This window comes from Caballeronia sp. LZ024, from assembly GCF_031451455.1.
Taxonomy (GTDB): Bacteria; Pseudomonadota; Gammaproteobacteria; order Burkholderiales; family Burkholderiaceae; genus Caballeronia; species Caballeronia telluris.
The window spans coordinates 2,322,567-2,338,077 of record NZ_JARUXL010000001.1 but is presented as its reverse complement, the minus strand read 5'-3'; the positions used below and the strand labels follow the sequence as shown (position 1 = coordinate 2,338,077).

General features: G+C 66.6%; 13 protein-coding genes. 5 read left to right on the top strand and 8 right to left on the bottom strand.

All coding sequences use genetic code 11. The features are described 5' to 3' along the window. Nucleotides 1–66: 66 nt before the first annotated feature. Both QCE48_RS10575 and QCE48_RS10570 read right to left on the bottom strand, forming a co-directional pair. Nucleotides 67–564, bottom strand: a complete 498-nt coding sequence (locus tag QCE48_RS10575; RefSeq protein ID WP_309787889.1) for a dihydrofolate reductase — start codon at nt 562–564, stop codon at nt 67–69. Between the two features lie 118 nt (nt 565–682). Continuing rightward, the gene (locus QCE48_RS10570) at nt 683–961 is read right to left on the bottom strand and encodes a hypothetical protein (RefSeq protein ID WP_309787890.1); all 279 of its coding nucleotides are present in this window, start codon (nt 959–961) and stop codon (nt 683–685) included. Nucleotides 962–1,517: 556 nt separating this feature from the next. On the opposite strand from QCE48_RS10570, the gene QCE48_RS10565 reads away from it, so the two are divergent. Both QCE48_RS10565 and QCE48_RS10560 read left to right on the top strand, forming a co-directional pair. Beyond that, the gene (locus QCE48_RS10565; RefSeq protein WP_062633644.1) at nt 1,518–2,906 is read left to right on the top strand and encodes a sigma-54 dependent transcriptional regulator; all 1,389 of its coding nucleotides are present in this window, start codon (nt 1,518–1,520) and stop codon (nt 2,904–2,906) included. A 147-nt stretch (nt 2,907–3,053) separates the two neighbouring features. Next, on the top strand, nt 3,054–4,025 hold the full coding sequence (locus QCE48_RS10560; RefSeq protein ID WP_309787891.1) for a thymidylate synthase: 972 nt from the start codon (nt 3,054–3,056) through the stop codon (nt 4,023–4,025). A gap of 76 nt (nt 4,026–4,101) precedes the next feature. Here QCE48_RS10560 and QCE48_RS10555 read toward each other — a convergent pair whose 3' ends face one another. Both QCE48_RS10555 and QCE48_RS10550 read right to left on the bottom strand, forming a co-directional pair. Next, entirely contained in the window at nt 4,102–6,504 is a 2,403-nt protein-coding gene (locus QCE48_RS10555; RefSeq protein WP_309787892.1) for a DUF6600 domain-containing protein, read from the bottom strand. Nucleotides 6,505–6,662: 158 nt separating this feature from the next. After that, nucleotides 6,663–7,409: a helix-turn-helix transcriptional regulator gene (locus QCE48_RS10550; protein ID WP_309787893.1), complete on the bottom strand. Its 747-nt coding sequence runs from the start codon at nt 7,407–7,409 to the stop codon at nt 6,663–6,665. A gap of 150 nt (nt 7,410–7,559) precedes the next feature. Between QCE48_RS10550 and QCE48_RS10545 the strand changes: the two genes are divergently transcribed. From QCE48_RS10545 to QCE48_RS10535, 3 genes are all read left to right on the top strand, one after another. After that, nucleotides 7,560–7,712, top strand: a complete 153-nt coding sequence (locus QCE48_RS10545; protein WP_309787894.1) for a hypothetical protein — start codon at nt 7,560–7,562, stop codon at nt 7,710–7,712. Nucleotides 7,713–7,820: 108 nt separating this feature from the next. Then, nucleotides 7,821–8,354: an acyl-CoA thioesterase gene (locus QCE48_RS10540; protein WP_309787895.1), complete on the top strand. Its 534-nt coding sequence runs from the start codon at nt 7,821–7,823 to the stop codon at nt 8,352–8,354. Between the two features lie 178 nt (nt 8,355–8,532). Continuing rightward, entirely contained in the window at nt 8,533–10,080 is a 1,548-nt protein-coding gene (locus tag QCE48_RS10535) for a class I SAM-dependent methyltransferase (RefSeq protein WP_309787896.1), read from the top strand. Between the two features lie 64 nt (nt 10,081–10,144). Here QCE48_RS10535 and fumC read toward each other — a convergent pair whose 3' ends face one another. The 4 genes from fumC to QCE48_RS10515 form a co-directional block, all read right to left on the bottom strand. After that, nucleotides 10,145–11,551 carry a class II fumarate hydratase gene (gene fumC, locus QCE48_RS10530; RefSeq protein ID WP_309787897.1) on the bottom strand — a complete coding sequence of 469 codons (1,407 nt, stop codon included), beginning with the start codon at nt 11,549–11,551 and terminating at the stop codon, nt 10,145–10,147. A 15-nt stretch (nt 11,552–11,566) separates the two neighbouring features. Further along, nucleotides 11,567–13,132 (bottom strand): phospholipase D family protein, encoded by a 1,566-nt coding sequence (locus QCE48_RS10525; protein ID WP_309788353.1) that lies wholly within the window; start codon nt 13,130–13,132, stop codon nt 11,567–11,569. A gap of 461 nt (nt 13,133–13,593) precedes the next feature. Beyond that, on the bottom strand, nt 13,594–15,024 hold the full coding sequence (locus QCE48_RS10520) for an MATE family efflux transporter (protein ID WP_309787898.1): 1,431 nt from the start codon (nt 15,022–15,024) through the stop codon (nt 13,594–13,596). A gap of 236 nt (nt 15,025–15,260) precedes the next feature. Continuing rightward, the gene (locus QCE48_RS10515; RefSeq protein ID WP_309787899.1) at nt 15,261–15,482 is read right to left on the bottom strand and encodes an RNA-binding S4 domain-containing protein; all 222 of its coding nucleotides are present in this window, start codon (nt 15,480–15,482) and stop codon (nt 15,261–15,263) included. Nucleotides 15,483–15,511: the final 29 nt, after the last annotated feature.

Sequence of the window (15,511 nt, the reverse complement as noted above, 5' to 3'; positions counted from 1 at the left end):
TCCCCGAGTCAAGAAAAGCCCCGGATGACGCAACGTCATCCGGGGCTTTTCAATGGGCGCGCAGTTTCAGTCGCGGCGCCGATACACGACGAACGCGTAGTCGAAGTCGTTCGGCGCGGCGGCGCGATGCGGCTCGCGCGATTGTTCGACCCACTCGCGCGGATCGAACGCGTCGAGCTTCGTGTTGCCTTCGAAGTCGGCGTCGATTTCGGTGACGATGAGCTTTTCGGCATGCCGGATCGCCTCGCGATACAACTGCGCGCCGCCGATCACGAACGCTTCGCGCGCGTCGTCGGCGGCCGCGAGTGCGAGCGCGTCGTCGAGACTCGCGACCGTGTCGCAGCCGTCGAAGCGGCGCGCCGCGTCGCGCGAGACGATGATATTGCGCCGCCCCGGCAATGGCCGGCCGATCGATTCGTGCGTTTTGCGGCCCATGATGATGGGCGAGCCCATCGTCGTGCGCTTGAAGAACGCGAGGTCTTCGGGCAGTCGCCAGGGCAGGTCGTTGTCGCGTCCGATCACGCCATTGCGCGCGCGGGCGACGATCAGGGTCAGCGTCGTCATGTAAGCGGAAGTGGGTTATACGCAGGCTTGCGCCGGAGTTCGCGGGCCGAAACGGCGGATGGCGGGTCCCGGCGGGGTCCCAATTCTAACCGACGGCGCGAAACGGTCGGCGCAACGCTCAGGCGCTGACGGTGCCCACATCGCGGCCCGCGTCGACGGGGACGGGCACCGGAACCGGCTGCGGCAAAGGCGGCGTCTGAGCCTGGCCGGGAACGACGGGCGCGGGCGACGTGATCTCGTCCCACAGCGTGATGGACAGGCCGCTTTGCGCGACGAGCGCGACCGGCGCGACGGGGGACGGCGCGGCGCACGAAGCAATCGGAACGTCGGCAACGACGCCGGCCGTTTCAGGCGAAACGCCCGAAAGCCCGACGCTCGTATTATTTAATGCGAGCATTGAATCTAAAGTGTCTTGTGCGAACGTACGTGCTGTAATACGCATCTCTTACTCCTGTCACATTCTCCTTTTAGCCAGATTTATGCCATCGCGCGGAATCCCTTGCCAGATATGGATTGCTCTCAGATTGGCGAAGAAAGCCGTATAAAAAATCGGCGAAAACGTTTCACGTGTGAAACGCGACGCCGAAAAAGCGGCAATTCGGGTAAATGCGCGTACAAATCTTTCTCCTGCGAATTACGGTGAAACACCTTTTAGCAGATAGGCGACAAAGCCACAGGAGCCCCGTCCGGTAAGCGTCTGAATAGAGTGCAGAGACTTTTTATGGATATTTGTTTTCGAAGCTTCTGCGTTATAGTAGTCTCTCAAAAAGCACACAATCAGACAAAAGGTAACGGAGGAAAAGCGCGCTCAGTAATATCTTCAGTTCGGGGTCACGGTGTTTGAAAGAATTGCACGGTAGTGAGAGTATCCCTGCAATTCGTCTGTGTATCGATGTACCGAGGGCCCGAACTACGCGACCTTTTCAGCTACCGTTGAAGAAAGGATCTGAATAATGGAAGTCGCTCGGCGGCAACTCATCTATGTCACTCGCGATCCAAGCGAGGCGCTGTGCGCGCGATTCGAGGAGCGCGGATGGCATATTGAAGTCGTGGCGAGCGCGCGGGATGCGCGCAAGTCGCTGCGCACCGACCTGGCGACAGGCGGCCTGCTCGACTTGTCGAGCCGGTTCGAATCGCACGAACTCGCGGCGTTCGAGGCGTCGCTCACGCTGACGAACGTCGGCTGGGTGGCGGCCACCGTCACGGGCCAGCTCGAAGATGCGGCCGTGCGCCGCCTCATCCGCGATTATTGTTTCGATTACGTCACATTGCCGACGTCGAACGACCGTATCGTCGATGCGGTCGGCCACGCTTACGGCATGGTGTCGCTGCACGACGCGGCGTCGAACGACGCGCGCGCGGCGGGCGGCGAGGGCCGCGCCGAGGGCGAAATGGTGGGCTCGTGCGACGCGATGCTCGCGCTCTTCCGTTCGATCCGCAAGGTCGCGATGACCGACGCGCCCGTGTTCATCTCCGGCGAATCGGGCACCGGCAAGGAACTCACCGCCGTCGCGATTCACGAGCGCTCCGCGCGGCGCAGCGAACCGTTCGTCGCGATCAATTGCGGCGCGATTCCGGCGCACCTGCTGCAATCCGAACTCTTCGGCTATGAGCGCGGCGCGTTCACGGGCGCGAATCAGCGCAAGATCGGGCGCGTCGAAGCGGCCAACGGCGGCACGCTGTTCCTCGACGAAATCGGCGATCTGCCGCTCGAAAGCCAGGCGAGCCTGCTGCGGTTTTTGCAGGAGCGCAAGGTCGAACGTCTCGGCGGCCACGGCTCGACGCCGGTGGACGTGCGCATCATCTCGGCGACTCACGTCGACATGCAGACGGCGATGATCGAAGGGCGCTTCCGTGCCGACCTGTATCACCGCCTGTGCGTATTGCAGATCGACGAGCCGCCGCTGCGCGCGCGCGGCAAGGACATCGAGCTGCTCGCGAAGCACATGCTCGACCGCTTCAAGAAGGACGCGAGCCGGCGTCTGCGCGGCTTCTCGCCGTGCGCGATCGCGGCGATCCACAACTACGGCTGGCCGGGCAACGTGCGCGAGCTCATCAACCGCGTGCGGCGTGCGATCGTGATGTCGGAAGGGCGGCAGATCACCGCGCGCGATCTCGAACTGGGCGAATATGTGGAAGTGGCGCCGGTGTCGCTCGCGCAGGCACGCGAGGCGGCCGAGCGGCAGGCGATCGAACTGGCGCTTTTGCGTCATCGTGGACGCCTCGGCGACGCCGCCCACGAACTCGGAATTTCGCGGGTGACGCTGTACCGTCTCTTGAGCGCGCACGGCATGCGTCACATCGAAGTCGACGCGCCCACGGAGCACGCGACGCGCGGTTGAAAAATCCTCGGCGGGCGCCGTTCGCGCGCCTGCTTTCCCCGCTCCATTTCTCTCGCCTTCGATCCAACGTTGCCTGCGCGCGCTTGGTAAAATCACGTCTTTCTGCCCATATAGAGCGAGCCGTGTAGGCGCGTCGAAGGAAATCGCATGAAACAGTATCTCGAGCTCGTCCGCACGATCCTCGACACCGGCACATGGCAGGAAAACCGCACGGGCATCCGCACCATCAGCATGCCCGGCGCCATGCTGCGCTTCGATTTGCAGCAGGGCTTCCCGGCCGTCACCACGAAGAAACTCGCGTTCAAGTCGGCGATCGGCGAGATGGTCGGTTTCCTGCGGGCGTCGAGGAGCGCGGCGGAGTTTCGCGCGCTCGGCTGCAAGGTGTGGGACGCCAACGCGAACGACAATCCGCAGTGGCTCGCGAACCCGTATCGCGAGGGCCCCGACGATCTCGGCGACGTATACGGCGTGCAATGGCGCCAGTGGCCGGCCTACAAGGTGATCGACGCCAACGCAGGCGACCAGATCGCCGATGCCACCAATCGCGGCTATCAGGTCGTGACGAGCTTCGTCGAAGGCGGGCGCGAGAAGGTGCTGCTCTACAAGGCGATCGACCAGTTGCGGCAATGCCTCGATACGATTGTCGAGAACCCGACCGACCGTCGCATTCTGTTTCATGCATGGAACCCGGCGAAACTCGACGAGATCGCGCTGCCCGCGTGCCATCTGCTGTATCAGTTCATTCCGAACGCGGCGAAGCGGGAAATCTCGCTATGCCTGTATATCCGCAGCAACGACGTCGGCCTCGGCACGCCGTTCAACCTGACCGAAGGCGCGGCGCTGCTGCATCTCGTCGGACGGTTGACGGGCTATGCGCCGCGCTGGTTCACGTACTTCATCGGCGACGCGCACATCTACGAGAACCAGCTCGACATGCTCAACGAGCAGCTCACGCGCGAGCCGTTCGGCAGTCCGCAACTGATCCTCTCGGATCGCGTGCCCGACTACGCCGTGACGAAGCGTTATGAACCGGAATGGCTGGAAAAGATCGAGCCGGCGGATTTCGCGCTGGAGGGGTATCGGCATCACGAGGCGCTCAAGGCGCCGATGGCGGTGTAGCTTTTCCCCGCTACCTCAAAGCGATAAACGCGCGGCTGTGACCGCGCGTTTTGCTTTTTTGGACCGCGGGAGGCGCTCAGCCTCGGTGATGCGGGTCGCCGTTGCCGCCCGCTGTGTGTGGTTGCTCCTGATGTGGCGGTGCCTGATGCTGCTGCGGTTGCGCACGCGGCTCCTGGCGGGCTTGCGGGCGCGACGGCGGCATCTGCTGAGGCGGCGGCGCGTGGACCGGCTGGCGGGGCGTCTGCTCGGTCTGCGGCGGGCGGAAGTCCTGACGCGGCTCGTGCGCGTTCTGCGCCTGCTGCTGATGCGCCGGTGGCTGCGGTTGCGGCTGCTGGGCGCCGCGGAAGACTTGCGGCTGCTGCGCCGACGCGAACCGCGGCTCGTTGCGCATCGGCGCGGCCTGAGGCATCGGCTGCGGGAAGCGTTGATCGGCATGCGGCATTGGCGGATGCGGGACCGCAGCTGCGTCCCGTTGCTGCGGGCCATTTGCCGCGGCGGGTGCGCCGTTCTGTCGAGGCGGTTGTCCGGCTGGACGCTCTTGGGGCGAGCCGTTGCGCGGCTGCTGACCGTCGTTACCGGACCATTGCGGTCCGTGCTGGACGAGCCCCGGTTGTCGGTTGGCATCGGAAGGTGGCGGGGAAGGCATCTGACCGTTGCCCCATTGCACGGTTTGAGACGGTCGCGGCACGCCGCCGTTTCGGCCGTCGCCGGCATGGCCTGCCTGCGAGCCGCCGCGCGGCGTCTGCGTTCCGGCGGCGCCGGGGTTTCCCTGCCGTGCGCCGCCACGTGCCGCGATCGCCGCGTCTTCGAGGGAACGCGCTGGCCCGTGCGTCGCGACGAGATGGATGTTCTCGCGACCGTTCGGCATGTGCGGCGCATCGCCCCTTGGGTTGGGCGGGCCATTGACGTCGGGCGCCACACGCACGGCCGGATTCCCGGCGCCCGTGACGCGCGCGCCCGGACCGGCCGCCAGTCGCCGCGCATAGGCGTCGTGAAACGCGGGCGGCGCAAGCGGGGCGCGGGTCGCGACGACCGGGCGACCGAACGCGCCCTGCGGCGGCCGGTAATCGGCGCGTCGCAGACCCGGTTCGAAGCTCGCGCGCGTCGGCGCGATACCCGGACCGCCTTCGATAAAGCGGGGATGGCGCCAGCGCCCCGGGTCCACGCGCACGGCTTCGCGTCCGGCGGACCGTCCGTGGACGAATGCCGTCGCCGGCACGGCGGTCACGGCGCCCGGTGCGCGATAGTTCACGTAGGCGTTGCGGACGTGTACCGACTGGTCGACGTACACGTTGCGGTTCACCCGCTCGTTATAGCGCGGACTCCAGCCGTTGCGATGTCCGCGCCACGGCTCGCCCGGGCCGAGCGGAAACCACGCCACGCCCGCCGCCGCCGCCGCGCCGCCGATCGCGAGGCCCACGTTCCAGTCGACCCCGCCGCCGCCATCGCCGACGAACGCGACCAGCGCCGGCGCATACGCGGGCGGCGCGCTCTCGACGAGCGGTCCCGGCACCCATGCCCAGCGCGATCCGGCGTAGGCCCAGCGGCCATAGTGGTAAGGCGCGAAGCCCCAGGGCGCGTCGTCGATCCAGGTCCAGCCCCACGGCGCCTGCCACGCCCAGTGTCCCTGCCGATACGGCGCCCAGTCGGCCGGCACCGCGTTCGGCACCCACACCTCGCCATACGACGGATCGTTCTGCCAGCTGCCGTTGGCATCGAGATCCTGATAGCCGGGGACGTCGCGCGACACATAGCGCGCCGAAACCGACCGGTCCTCGGCCGCGTCGCGGTCGGCGGCCCACTGGTCGAAGCCGTCGGCCGCCGGGACGCCGCTCGCCGCGACCTGTTGCAACGCGGTCCCGGCGAAGGTGATCTGCTGGCCGGCGCGCATCGGCGCCGCGCCGCCGTCGCCGTATGCGGTGAGGCTGCCGCTTCGCACGGTGACGGTCGTGCGGCTGCCGTCCGGCGCCACGTCGACGCGATAGTCCCCCGGCGAGGTGATGCCGAGCGCCGCGTTGGGCGTATCGATTTCGTAGGCGTTGCCCGGCGGCAACGAGCGCACGTGGGTCAAGAGCGTTCCCTGCGCGACCTTGAGCTGCGCGTTGGCGTCGTCGAGCGAAAGAATGTCGAGACTCGTCGACGACCCGAGCCGCACCGCCGTCGACCCGATATGCAGCTCCGAGCGCGCGTTCTCATCGTTCCAGAGCTGGTCGCCGGTCGTGAGCGGCCGGTTGATCTGCGCGTAGCTCCAGTCTGCGCCGCCTGCCGGCTCGCTCGTCACGGTGCCGGCCATGTAGTTCAGGCGCGCGACGCGCCCGGGCGGATCGGCGTCGGCCGGGGCGGCCGCGATCTCGGGAGCCATTTGCGCCGTTTGCGCCGTTTGCGCCGTTTGCGCGAGCGAGACGGCCGCCGGTCCGAGCAGCAGGGAGCAGGCGCAGAGTGCGGCCGTGGCGATTCGGCTAAGACGATGGACGTGCATGTGGATCTCCCGCGGCGGCGTCGAGTTGTTGTTGTGAAAGCCGACGCGGCCTGTCGATCCAATGTACCTTCCGCGCCTGTATCAGGGCGCTGTCGTTTGTAAGCGGCGGCGTCGCCGCGTAACAAAGCTTTGCAGCAGCGGACGGCCGTGAGCGGTCGTCAGCGGTCGGCGAGAAAGCGCTCGAAATGCGCGCGCCCGGACGGCGTCACGCGCAGCACGCGGCGCTTCGGCGTGGGTTCGAGCCAGCCATGCGCGGCGCAACTGTCGAGAAATGCCGCGCCGAGCGCGCCGCCCAGATGCGGCCGACGCTCGCTCCAGTCGATGCAGGTACAGGCGAAGCGCCGTCGCCGCGCGCGTTGTGCGGTGAGGTCGATGCCCAGGCGCGCGAATTCGCTGGCGCCCTCGGGCGTCGGTTCGAGGGTGGTCGGCCCGTTGTCCGCGCGGCTGGCGGCGGCGAGCCAGCGCCGCGCGAGCATCCGGTCGAAGAGTTGCACCGCCAGTTCGCCCGCCAGATGGTCGTAGCAGGTGCGGGCGTAGCGCATGTCGAGCGGCACGGCGGACGGCGGCCGCTCGGGCGCGGAGCGCTGCGGGGCGCTCGCCTGCGCGAGGTTCGCGAGCGCTTCGATGGCCGCGGCGATGTCGGGCGTCGCGATCCTGTAGTAACGATGGCGGCCGCTCACCTCCAGTGCGAGCAGTCCGCCCTCGGTCAGCCGGGCGAGGTGCGCGCTCGCCGCCGAGGGCGATAGTCCCGCGATCATCGTCAGTTCGCCGGCAGGCCGCGCGGTGCCGTCCATCAGCGACCAGAGCATCGCGGCGCGCCCCGGATCGGCGAGCAGCGCCCCGATGCGCGAGAGGCCCGGAAAATGGCGCGCGCGGGCGTCGGGGTCGTCGTGGGCGAGTGTCATGGCGTCTCCTGCTCCCGATAAAAGTTGTGTCCACTCTAAACGCTGCCGGCATCCGATGGTTCACTCGCGGCTGAAACGTCGATGCGCGTGCGCGCGAGGCACGGGGCTAGAATGACGATTCATGTATTCAGGCCGTTGCAAGGAAATATCATGTCCAAGCTTGCTGTCGCGGCGCTCGTCGCCGCCTTGCTGCTGTGCGCCGGATGTTCGGGGATGGCGGGATCGTCCTCATCGTCGTCGGGCGGATCGAGCGGCATCACGATGTACGGCACGATCGACGAAGGCGTGACGATCCGCAAGTAAGGCGTTCGCGCGCTGTCGTTCGGGCAGGCGCGGCTCCCGCCTTTTTGCCGCCCCTATAATCGTTTGAACCCCATCCCTGTCGCGGGACCTCCCGCACCGCGAGCCGCCATGACCACGCCGACCCCGTCGCCCGCGTCGCTTCAAGCCGACATCCCCGCGCCCGAGCGCTCCGAAACCACCTTCCGCTTTCTCGCCGAGCCAACTTCGGTGAATTTCGGCGGCAAGGTTCACGGCGGCGCGCTGATGAAATGGATCGACGAAACCGGCTACGCCTGCGCCGCGATGTGGTCCGGCCGCTATTGCGTGACGGTGAGCGTCGGCAACATCCGCTTCCGGCGGCCGATTCTCGTCGGCAATCTGGTGGAACTGCGCGCGCGCGTCGTCGCGACGGGCCGCACCAGCATGCACCTGCACATCTCCGTTCACGCGGGCGATCCGAAGGGCGGCGAACTCCAGCAGACGACCGATTGCCTCGTCGTGTTCGTCGCCGTCGACGAGGCCGGGCGGCCGGCGCCCGTGCCCGCTTTCGTTCCGGTCACCGAGGAGCAGAAGCGCCTCGCCAAATACGCGATGGACGTCAAGGACGCGCTCGATGCGATCGTCGAACTGAAGCCGGAGGAAGTGGCGGCCGGCAAGGTCTGATCGCTCGGTCATTGCCGGCAATGCGCGAAAACTTGCGCCGATCGGCTTGTTTCACGTAACAAATCAGACGCATCTCATTCATCGACCCGTCCTCGGCGGGCATAGTGCAGCGCACTCGCGCCGGCGCCTCCGACGTGCCGCGCGACGCCGACACTTGACATCGATGGAGGGAGCAAGCATGAGCTGGGCTGCGGGTTACAACAATTCGGTCGAATACACGACCGGCTACTATCAGGAACAGAGCCCGACGTGGCTCAAGGCCGCGCTCGTGATGCAGCGCGTCGCCCCGCCCGCCGAGGGCAAGTTCACCTACTGCGAACTCGGCTTCGGACAGGGCCTGACGTCGCTGATCCTGGCGGCGACCCATCCGCAAGGCGACTTCTACGCGTGCGACTTCAATCCGCTGCACGTGATCGCGGCGTCGTCCATTCGCGACGACGCGCAGTTGCCCAATCTCACGCTGCTCGAAAACAGCTTCGGCGAACTGGCCGACGGCCGGGTCGACCTGCCGATGTTCGATTTCGTGACGCTGCACGGCATCGTCTCGTGGGTGTCGAACGAAACGCGCGCGCAGATCGTGCGCTTTCTCGCGCGCTATCTGAAGCCGGGCGGCGTCGTGCAGATCAGCTACAACGCGATGGCCGCGTGCGCGCAGGTCCAGCCGCTGCAACGCCTGCTGAAGCTGCATGCCGGCAACCGGGGCGAACACTTCGCGGGCGCGGCGGCATTCGCGCGGCAACTGCTCGACACGAACGCGCTTCACTTCCAGCGCAATCCCGACGCCGCCGCGCGCGTGAAGTCGTTCGGTACCGCCGACCAGCGCTATCTCGTGCACGAGTACATGAACGAACAATGGACGCCGTTCCACTTCACCGACATGGCGAACGAACTCGCCGACGCCAAGCTCGTGTACGCAGGCAGCGCGCGTTACGTGCAGATGTCGCCGGTGACGTGGCTCACGAACGAACAGTCGGAAGTGATCAATTCGATCAAGGATCCGATGTTCGCGGAAGAAGTCCGCGATTATTTCTGCAACCGGTCGTTCCGCTCCGACGTCTTCGTGCGCGGCCGTGCGCCGCTCAACGACGTGCGTCTGCGCGAACACGCGAAGCGCGTGCATCTGTGGGCGAATCCGACAGCGCAATACCAGCCGGCGGTGACGCTCGAGCACGCAAGCGTCAATCGCAGCGAGGATGCTCACCGGCCGCTCTTCGACCTGCTGCGCAGCAAGCCCGAAACGACGCTCGACGAACTCTTCGACGCGCCCGAACTCGCCGGACTCGGCATCGAATCGATCATGCAGCTCGTGCGCTTTTCGCTCGCGGCGCGGGAGACGTCGATCCGTTATGGCGACGTCGCGCCACGCGCCGCCGCCGATCGTCTGAACACCGTGCTGCTGGATCGCGCGGAACGCGGCGAGAAGTGGGATGCGCTCGCGTCGCCGAAATTCGCGGGCGGCGTGCCGGTCGACTTGCTCGACCAGTTGCTGATCGCGCCGTTGCGCATGAAACGCGATCCGAAAGCGGCGCTCACGAGCGATATCGACGAACTCGTCGCCCGCGCCGAGCGCTCGCTGACCAACACCGGCCTGCACCTGAACGTCGGCTCGCGCGTGACCCCGCGTGAAGAGAGGCCGGCCGCGATCCGCAACATCCTCGGCACGTCGGGTCCGGCGCTCATCGCCCTGTGCGATCAAAACGATCTCTGGCCCGCGAAGGACGCCTGATCGAGCGCAGTAGCACCGCAAAGCGCGGCGGCTTTCTAGCCGCCGCGTTTGTTTCAACGTCTGGTCAGCGCTTCCCGACCATCTCCTCCGGCTTCACCCACTCGTCGAACTGCGCTTCGGTCACATAGCCGAGCGCAAGCGCCGACGCCTTCAGCGTCGTGCCTTCCTTGTGCGCCTTCTTCGCGATCTGCGCGGCCTTGTCATAGCCGATATGCGGATTGAGCGCCGTCACGAGCATCAGCGATTCGTTCAGCAGGCTGTCGATGCGCTTTTCGTTCGGCTCGATGCCGACCGCGCAGTTGTCGTTGAAACTCTGCGCGCCGTCGGCCAGCAGGCGCACCGACTGCAACACGTTATGCGCGATCATCGGCCGGAACACGTTCAGCTCGAAATTGCCGCTCGCGCCGCCGAAGTTCACGGCGACGTCGTTGCCGAACACCTGGCAGCAAAGCATCGTGACGGCTTCGGACTGCGTCGGGTTGACCTTGCCCGGCATGATCGAACTGCCCGGCTCGTTCTCCGGAATCGACAGTTCGCCGAGACCGCAGCGCGGACCGCTCGCGAGCCAGCGGATGTCGTTCGCGATCTTCATCAGGCCGGCCGCGACGGTCTTCAGCGCGCCGTGCGCGGCGACGAGCGCGTCGGCGGCGGCCATCACTTCGAACTTGTTCGGCGCGGTCTCGAAGGGCAGGCCGGTCAGCTTGCCGATCGCGGCCGCTACCTTTATCGCGAACTCGGGATGCGCGTTCAGCCCCGTGCCGACCGCCGTGCCGCCCTGCGCCAACTGATACAAATGCGGCAGCGTCGCCTCGACATGGCGCACGCCCTGGTCGAGCTGTGCGACGTAGCCCGAGAATTCCTGCCCGAGCGTGAGCGGCGTTGCGTCCTGCAAGTGCGTGCGGCCGATCTTCACGATGTGATCGAACGCCTTCGCTTTCTTGTCGAGCGTCTCGCGCAGGACCTTGAGCGACGGCACGAGATGCTTGACGATCGCGTAGGCCGCGGCGACGTGCATCGCGGTCGGGAAAACATCGTTCGACGATTGCCCGCGATTCACGTCGTCGTTCGGATGCACGAGGCGCTCCTCGCCGCGCTCACCGCCCATCAACTCGCTCGCGCGGTTGGCGATCACCTCGTTCAGATTCATGTTGGTCTGCGTGCCCGAGCCCGTCTGCCAGACGGCGAGCGGGAATTCGTCCGGATGGCGGCCGTCGATGATCTCGTCGGCGGCTGCGATGATCGCGCGCGCCTTTTTCTCGTCGAGCACTTTCAGTTCGAGATTCACTTCGGCGGCGGCGCGCTTCACGATCGCGAGCGCGGTGATCAGTTCCGGCGACTGCTTCTCGGACGAAATCTTGAAATTCTGCAGCGAACGCTGCGTCTGGGCGCCCCACAGCTTGTGGTTCGGCACGGCGATTTCGCCGAAGGTGTCCTTTTCCAGCCGCACATCGCCCTTCGCTTGCTCGGTCATGGCTTGAAAGCTCCTTCAAAGCTGCCCGTCGACGGGCAGCAATGTGAAAAGACCCGTCATCGCGTTACGGTAGAAGCCCGCTTGCGGATCGAAGTTGTAGGTGACGGCGCCCTCGCGCTCGACAGTCGTCCAGACGAGCGGCGAAAGCGGCGAGCCGGTCGAGGCGAGCCGCGCGAGCGTGTCCGGCGACGCCAGGTCGACACGATAGCTCGACTCCGGGCGGATGCCGCGCTGGAACAGCTGCGCGGCTTCGTCGGCGACCGGCTGGCTGTGGATCACGAGCGCGAGTTCGGTATTCAGAAGCGCCGAGCGCGGATCGAGATTCATCGAGCCGATCACGAGAATACTCCGATCGATGACATACGCCTTCGCATGCAGGCTCGCGCGCGATTGAGAACCGAAGAGACTCGCGTTCGGACGATCTTCGCCTTCGGCCTGCATCGGCTTGAATTCGTACAGCTCGACGCCGCTTTTCAGAAGCGGCACGCGATACGGCGCGTAGCCCGCCTGCACCGCGACGGCGTCGGTGGCGGCGAGCGAGTTGGTCAGCACCGCGACGCGCACGCCGCGCTGCGTGAGCGCCGAGAGCGCCTTCACGCCGACCTCGTGCGGCACGAAATACGGCGACAGGATCAGGAATTCGCGCTGCGCATGCTTGATGAGCTCGGCGAGACGCTCCATCGGCGGGCTCTTGTAGTTCTCGCTCGGATGTTCGATCTTCGAGGGCGAATCGGCTTCGAATTCGGTCGGCGCCCAGACGAGACCCATTTCTCCGCGCGCGATCTGCTGGGCGAGCGGCGTCGCGTTCAGCGGCTTCGCGTTGAGCGGTTCGGCGTTCGTGCGCCAGTGGTGGCGCAGGTCGTCGCGGGTCTTGTCGAGATCGGCGGGATCGAACTTCTGCTTGTTCAGCACGCGCAGCGGATACGCGAGCGAACTGTTCCAGTAGTCGTCGAAGCTCGATGAAATCTTGTGCGTGACCGGGCCTGCCGTGAACACGTCGAGATCGCGGAACTGCAGCGTCGGGCTCGCGCTGAAGTATTCGTCGCCGAGATTGCGGCCGCCGACGATCGCGATCTGGTTATCCGCGATCATCGACTTGTTGTGCATCCGGCGCGTGAATTGGCCGATCTGCGTGAAGAGGTTCTGCGTGCGCTCGGCGAAGCTCTGCTGCGCGCTGCCGAACGGGTTGAACACGCGGATCTCGATGTTCTCGTGCGAATTGAGCGCCGCCATGATCTGGTCGATGTCCTTGAAGTTTAGGTCGTCGACCAGCATGCGCACCCGCACGCCGCGATCCGCCGCATAGAGCGCCGCGCCGAGCAGCAGCTTGCCGGTTTCATCCTCGTTGGCGATGTAGTACTGCATGTCGAGCGTCTTCGTCGCCGCCCGCGCGAGTGCGATGCGCGCCTGCAGCGCGTCGGTGCCGCGCGGCAGAAGGCGTACCGCCGACTGATCCGGATGCGCCGCTTCGAGCGGGGCGAGCGCGGTCTGGAGCGGCGTCGCGACGGTCGGGGAGAGTGCGCGGGTGACGTAGCGGTCGAACGCGGTGGCGGGTGGACGCGTGGCGCAGCCCGCGAGCATGAGCGCGGCCACGGCGGCCGCGGCGATTCTGCGGGACCGGTTTCGGCGCTTATCGGCGCTTTCCTGGATGGCACGCGATGCCGCGTGTGATACGGGTCCTGCGACTGACGTTCCCCTGCATTCCGACACGTGCTTTCCTCTTTTTTTGGTATGCCGCACAGCATGGCGACGATGCGCGGCGCGTTGTCTTCGCGAGGGTAGCAAGGAACGTGCGCGCGGGACCTCTTCGATGAAACATTCTAGGGGAAATGGATCGCGGGCAAGCAATAGGGGAGTTGCCGATGCGCCTGACTGGCGGCGTGCGCGGTACAGCACAGACGAAAAAAAGCCCGCCGTCGCGGCGGGCTCAATACCCCTGTCACTGGAGTCCCTCAAGGAGGAGACGGCTTCATCCTAACCGCCGGTCCCGGCCGCTCCAACCAACGATGCGTGCTTTGCTTATGGCGGTGCGCGTTCGATGCTCATGCGTTGCGGCGCGCGCTCGCCGTCTCGCGCGCGGTGCTTTCCACCACGCCGCGTTCGACGATGCGCCGGCTCATCCGGTGAAAACGCAGCGTCATCAGCGCGGCGACGCTCGCGAGGCCGGCGGCGAGCCCCCACCAGAGCCCCTTGGTGCCCGCCCCGAAGTGAAACGCGAGCACATAGCCGGTCGGAAAGCCGATGCCCCAGTAGCCGAACGCGGCGGCGAGCATCGGCACGCGCGTGTCCTTCAGGCCGCGCAGGCAGCCCGAGCCGACCGTTTGCATCCCGTCGACGATCTGGAAGACGGCCGCGACCCCGAGCAGCGACGTCGCGAGCGCGACGGTGTGCGCGTTGGCGGGATCGTCGAGATGCAGGTACAGGCCGACGATCGCGTGGGGCGCCACGATCAGCACGAGCCCCGAGAGCATCATGAAGCCGACGCCCAGCGCGATCGCGACGAAGCCCGCGTGGCGCGCCGCCACCGGCACGCCCGCGCCGATCCAGTAGCCGACGCGCACGTTGGCCGCCTGGCCGATCGCGAGCGGCACCATGAACGCCACCGATGCCACGTTCAGCGCGATCTGGTGCGCGGCGAGCGGCGCTTCGCCGAGCAGGCCCACCATCATGCCGGTGGCGAGAAAGAGCGTCGATTCGACGCCGTAGGTGATCGCGACCGGCCAGCCGATGCCGAACAGTTCGCCCATCAGCGGCAGGCGCACACGCGCGCGCGCGACGAAGTGCCGGTAGCGCGGGCGCAGGTGCAGGAACGCGACGAGCGCGAAGGCGATCGCCCAGACGGTGATCGAGGTTGCCGCGGCCGAGCCGAGGAAACCGTATTTCGGCAGGCCGTAGGCGCCGTGGATCAGCCCGTAGTTGAGAAAACCGTTGACGAAAATGCCGCCGATCGACACCCACAAGAGCCGCCGCGCCGCGCCGATCGCCGGCAGGAACGCGCGCATCATGCCGACGCCGATCAGGCTGCCGGGCGTGCCCCAGCGCAGCACCGCGCAGTATTCGCCGACGTTCTTCGCGAGCGTCGCGGGCTCGTTGAACGCGAGCAGGAGCGGCTCGGCGTAGCTCAGCAGGACGAACGCGGGAATCGCGAGCAGCAAGGACAGCACGAAGCCGGTCCAGTAGATGTGCGGCACGCGGTCGTCGGCGTTCGCGCCGCGCGCGTGCGCCACCGAGACGCTCACCGATGTCAGCACGCCCTGCAACAGCGTGACCACGACGAAGAAGAGATTGGCGCCGAGGCCGCCGGCCGCGAGCGCGTCGGGGCCGAGCGAGCCGAGCAGGATCGTGTCGGTGACGCCCATCGCCATCTGCGAGAGCTGCGCGATCGCGAGCGGCGCGGCAAGCCGCGCGGTATCGACGGCGTGACGGGAAAAACTGGGCGGCGGGCTCGCCGCGCGTGTGAAGCCGGGTTGCATGTCGGATCGGTTGGAAGAGACCGCCGCGCGCGGGTGCCGACGCGGCCGGAAACGAAAACGGGAACTGGACGGAAAACGCCGGCGGGGGGGGGGGGGGGGGGGGGGGGGGGGGGGGGGGGGTCGCCCCCCCCCCCCCCCCGCTCGTCCGTGCATCGAAAACTGAACGAAAGACGACTAGCTTATTGCCTGAGCCGCGGCGTGTCGATGACGACACCGTACCCGGATGCGCCTAAGCGTCAGACGGCCTTGAGCACCTTGATCGTCGATCCGTCGAGCGACACTTTTTGTCCGGCGCGGATCTTCGCCGTCTTGCGCAGCTCGATTTTGCCGTCGACCTTCACGTCGCCCATCGCGACGCGCGCCTTCGCGGAGCCGCCGCTGTCCGCGAGTCCCATCAGCTTGAGCAGATTGTGCAGTTCGATGAACTCGCCCGTCAGTGTGAATTCGAGTGGCGGCATGGTGACGACGCGCGGCGTGCGCTCTGGAA

Excerpts from the sequence above, each read along its gene's own strand:
- QCE48_RS10545 (WP_309787894.1), top strand. The coding sequence starts at position 7,560 with ATGTCCAAGCTTGCTGTCGCGGCGCTCGTCGCCGCCTTGCTGCTGTGC.
- QCE48_RS10515 (WP_309787899.1), bottom strand. The coding sequence starts at position 15,482 with ATGCCGCCACTCGAATTCACACTGACGGGCGAGTTCATCGAACTGCAC.
- QCE48_RS10575 (WP_309787889.1), bottom strand. The coding sequence starts at position 564 with ATGACGACGCTGACCCTGATCGTCGCCCGCGCGCGCAATGGCGTGATC.
- QCE48_RS10520 (WP_309787898.1), bottom strand. The coding sequence starts at position 15,024 with ATGCAACCCGGCTTCACACGCGCGGCGAGCCCGCCGCCCAGTTTTTCC.
- QCE48_RS10535 (WP_309787896.1), top strand. The coding sequence starts at position 8,533 with ATGAGCTGGGCTGCGGGTTACAACAATTCGGTCGAATACACGACCGGC.
- QCE48_RS10565 (WP_062633644.1), top strand. The coding sequence starts at position 1,518 with ATGGAAGTCGCTCGGCGGCAACTCATCTATGTCACTCGCGATCCAAGC.
- QCE48_RS10540 (WP_309787895.1), top strand. The coding sequence starts at position 7,821 with ATGACCACGCCGACCCCGTCGCCCGCGTCGCTTCAAGCCGACATCCCC.
- QCE48_RS10570 (WP_309787890.1), bottom strand. The coding sequence starts at position 961 with ATGCTCGCATTAAATAATACGAGCGTCGGGCTTTCGGGCGTTTCGCCT.
- QCE48_RS10550 (WP_309787893.1), bottom strand. The coding sequence starts at position 7,409 with ATGACACTCGCCCACGACGACCCCGACGCCCGCGCGCGCCATTTTCCG.
- QCE48_RS10560 (WP_309787891.1), top strand. The coding sequence starts at position 3,054 with ATGAAACAGTATCTCGAGCTCGTCCGCACGATCCTCGACACCGGCACA.
- fumC (WP_309787897.1), bottom strand. The coding sequence starts at position 11,551 with ATGACCGAGCAAGCGAAGGGCGATGTGCGGCTGGAAAAGGACACCTTC.
- QCE48_RS10525 (WP_309788353.1), bottom strand. The coding sequence starts at position 13,132 with ATGCTCGCGGGCTGCGCCACGCGTCCACCCGCCACCGCGTTCGACCGC.
- QCE48_RS10555 (WP_309787892.1), bottom strand. The coding sequence starts at position 6,504 with ATGCACGTCCATCGTCTTAGCCGAATCGCCACGGCCGCACTCTGCGCC.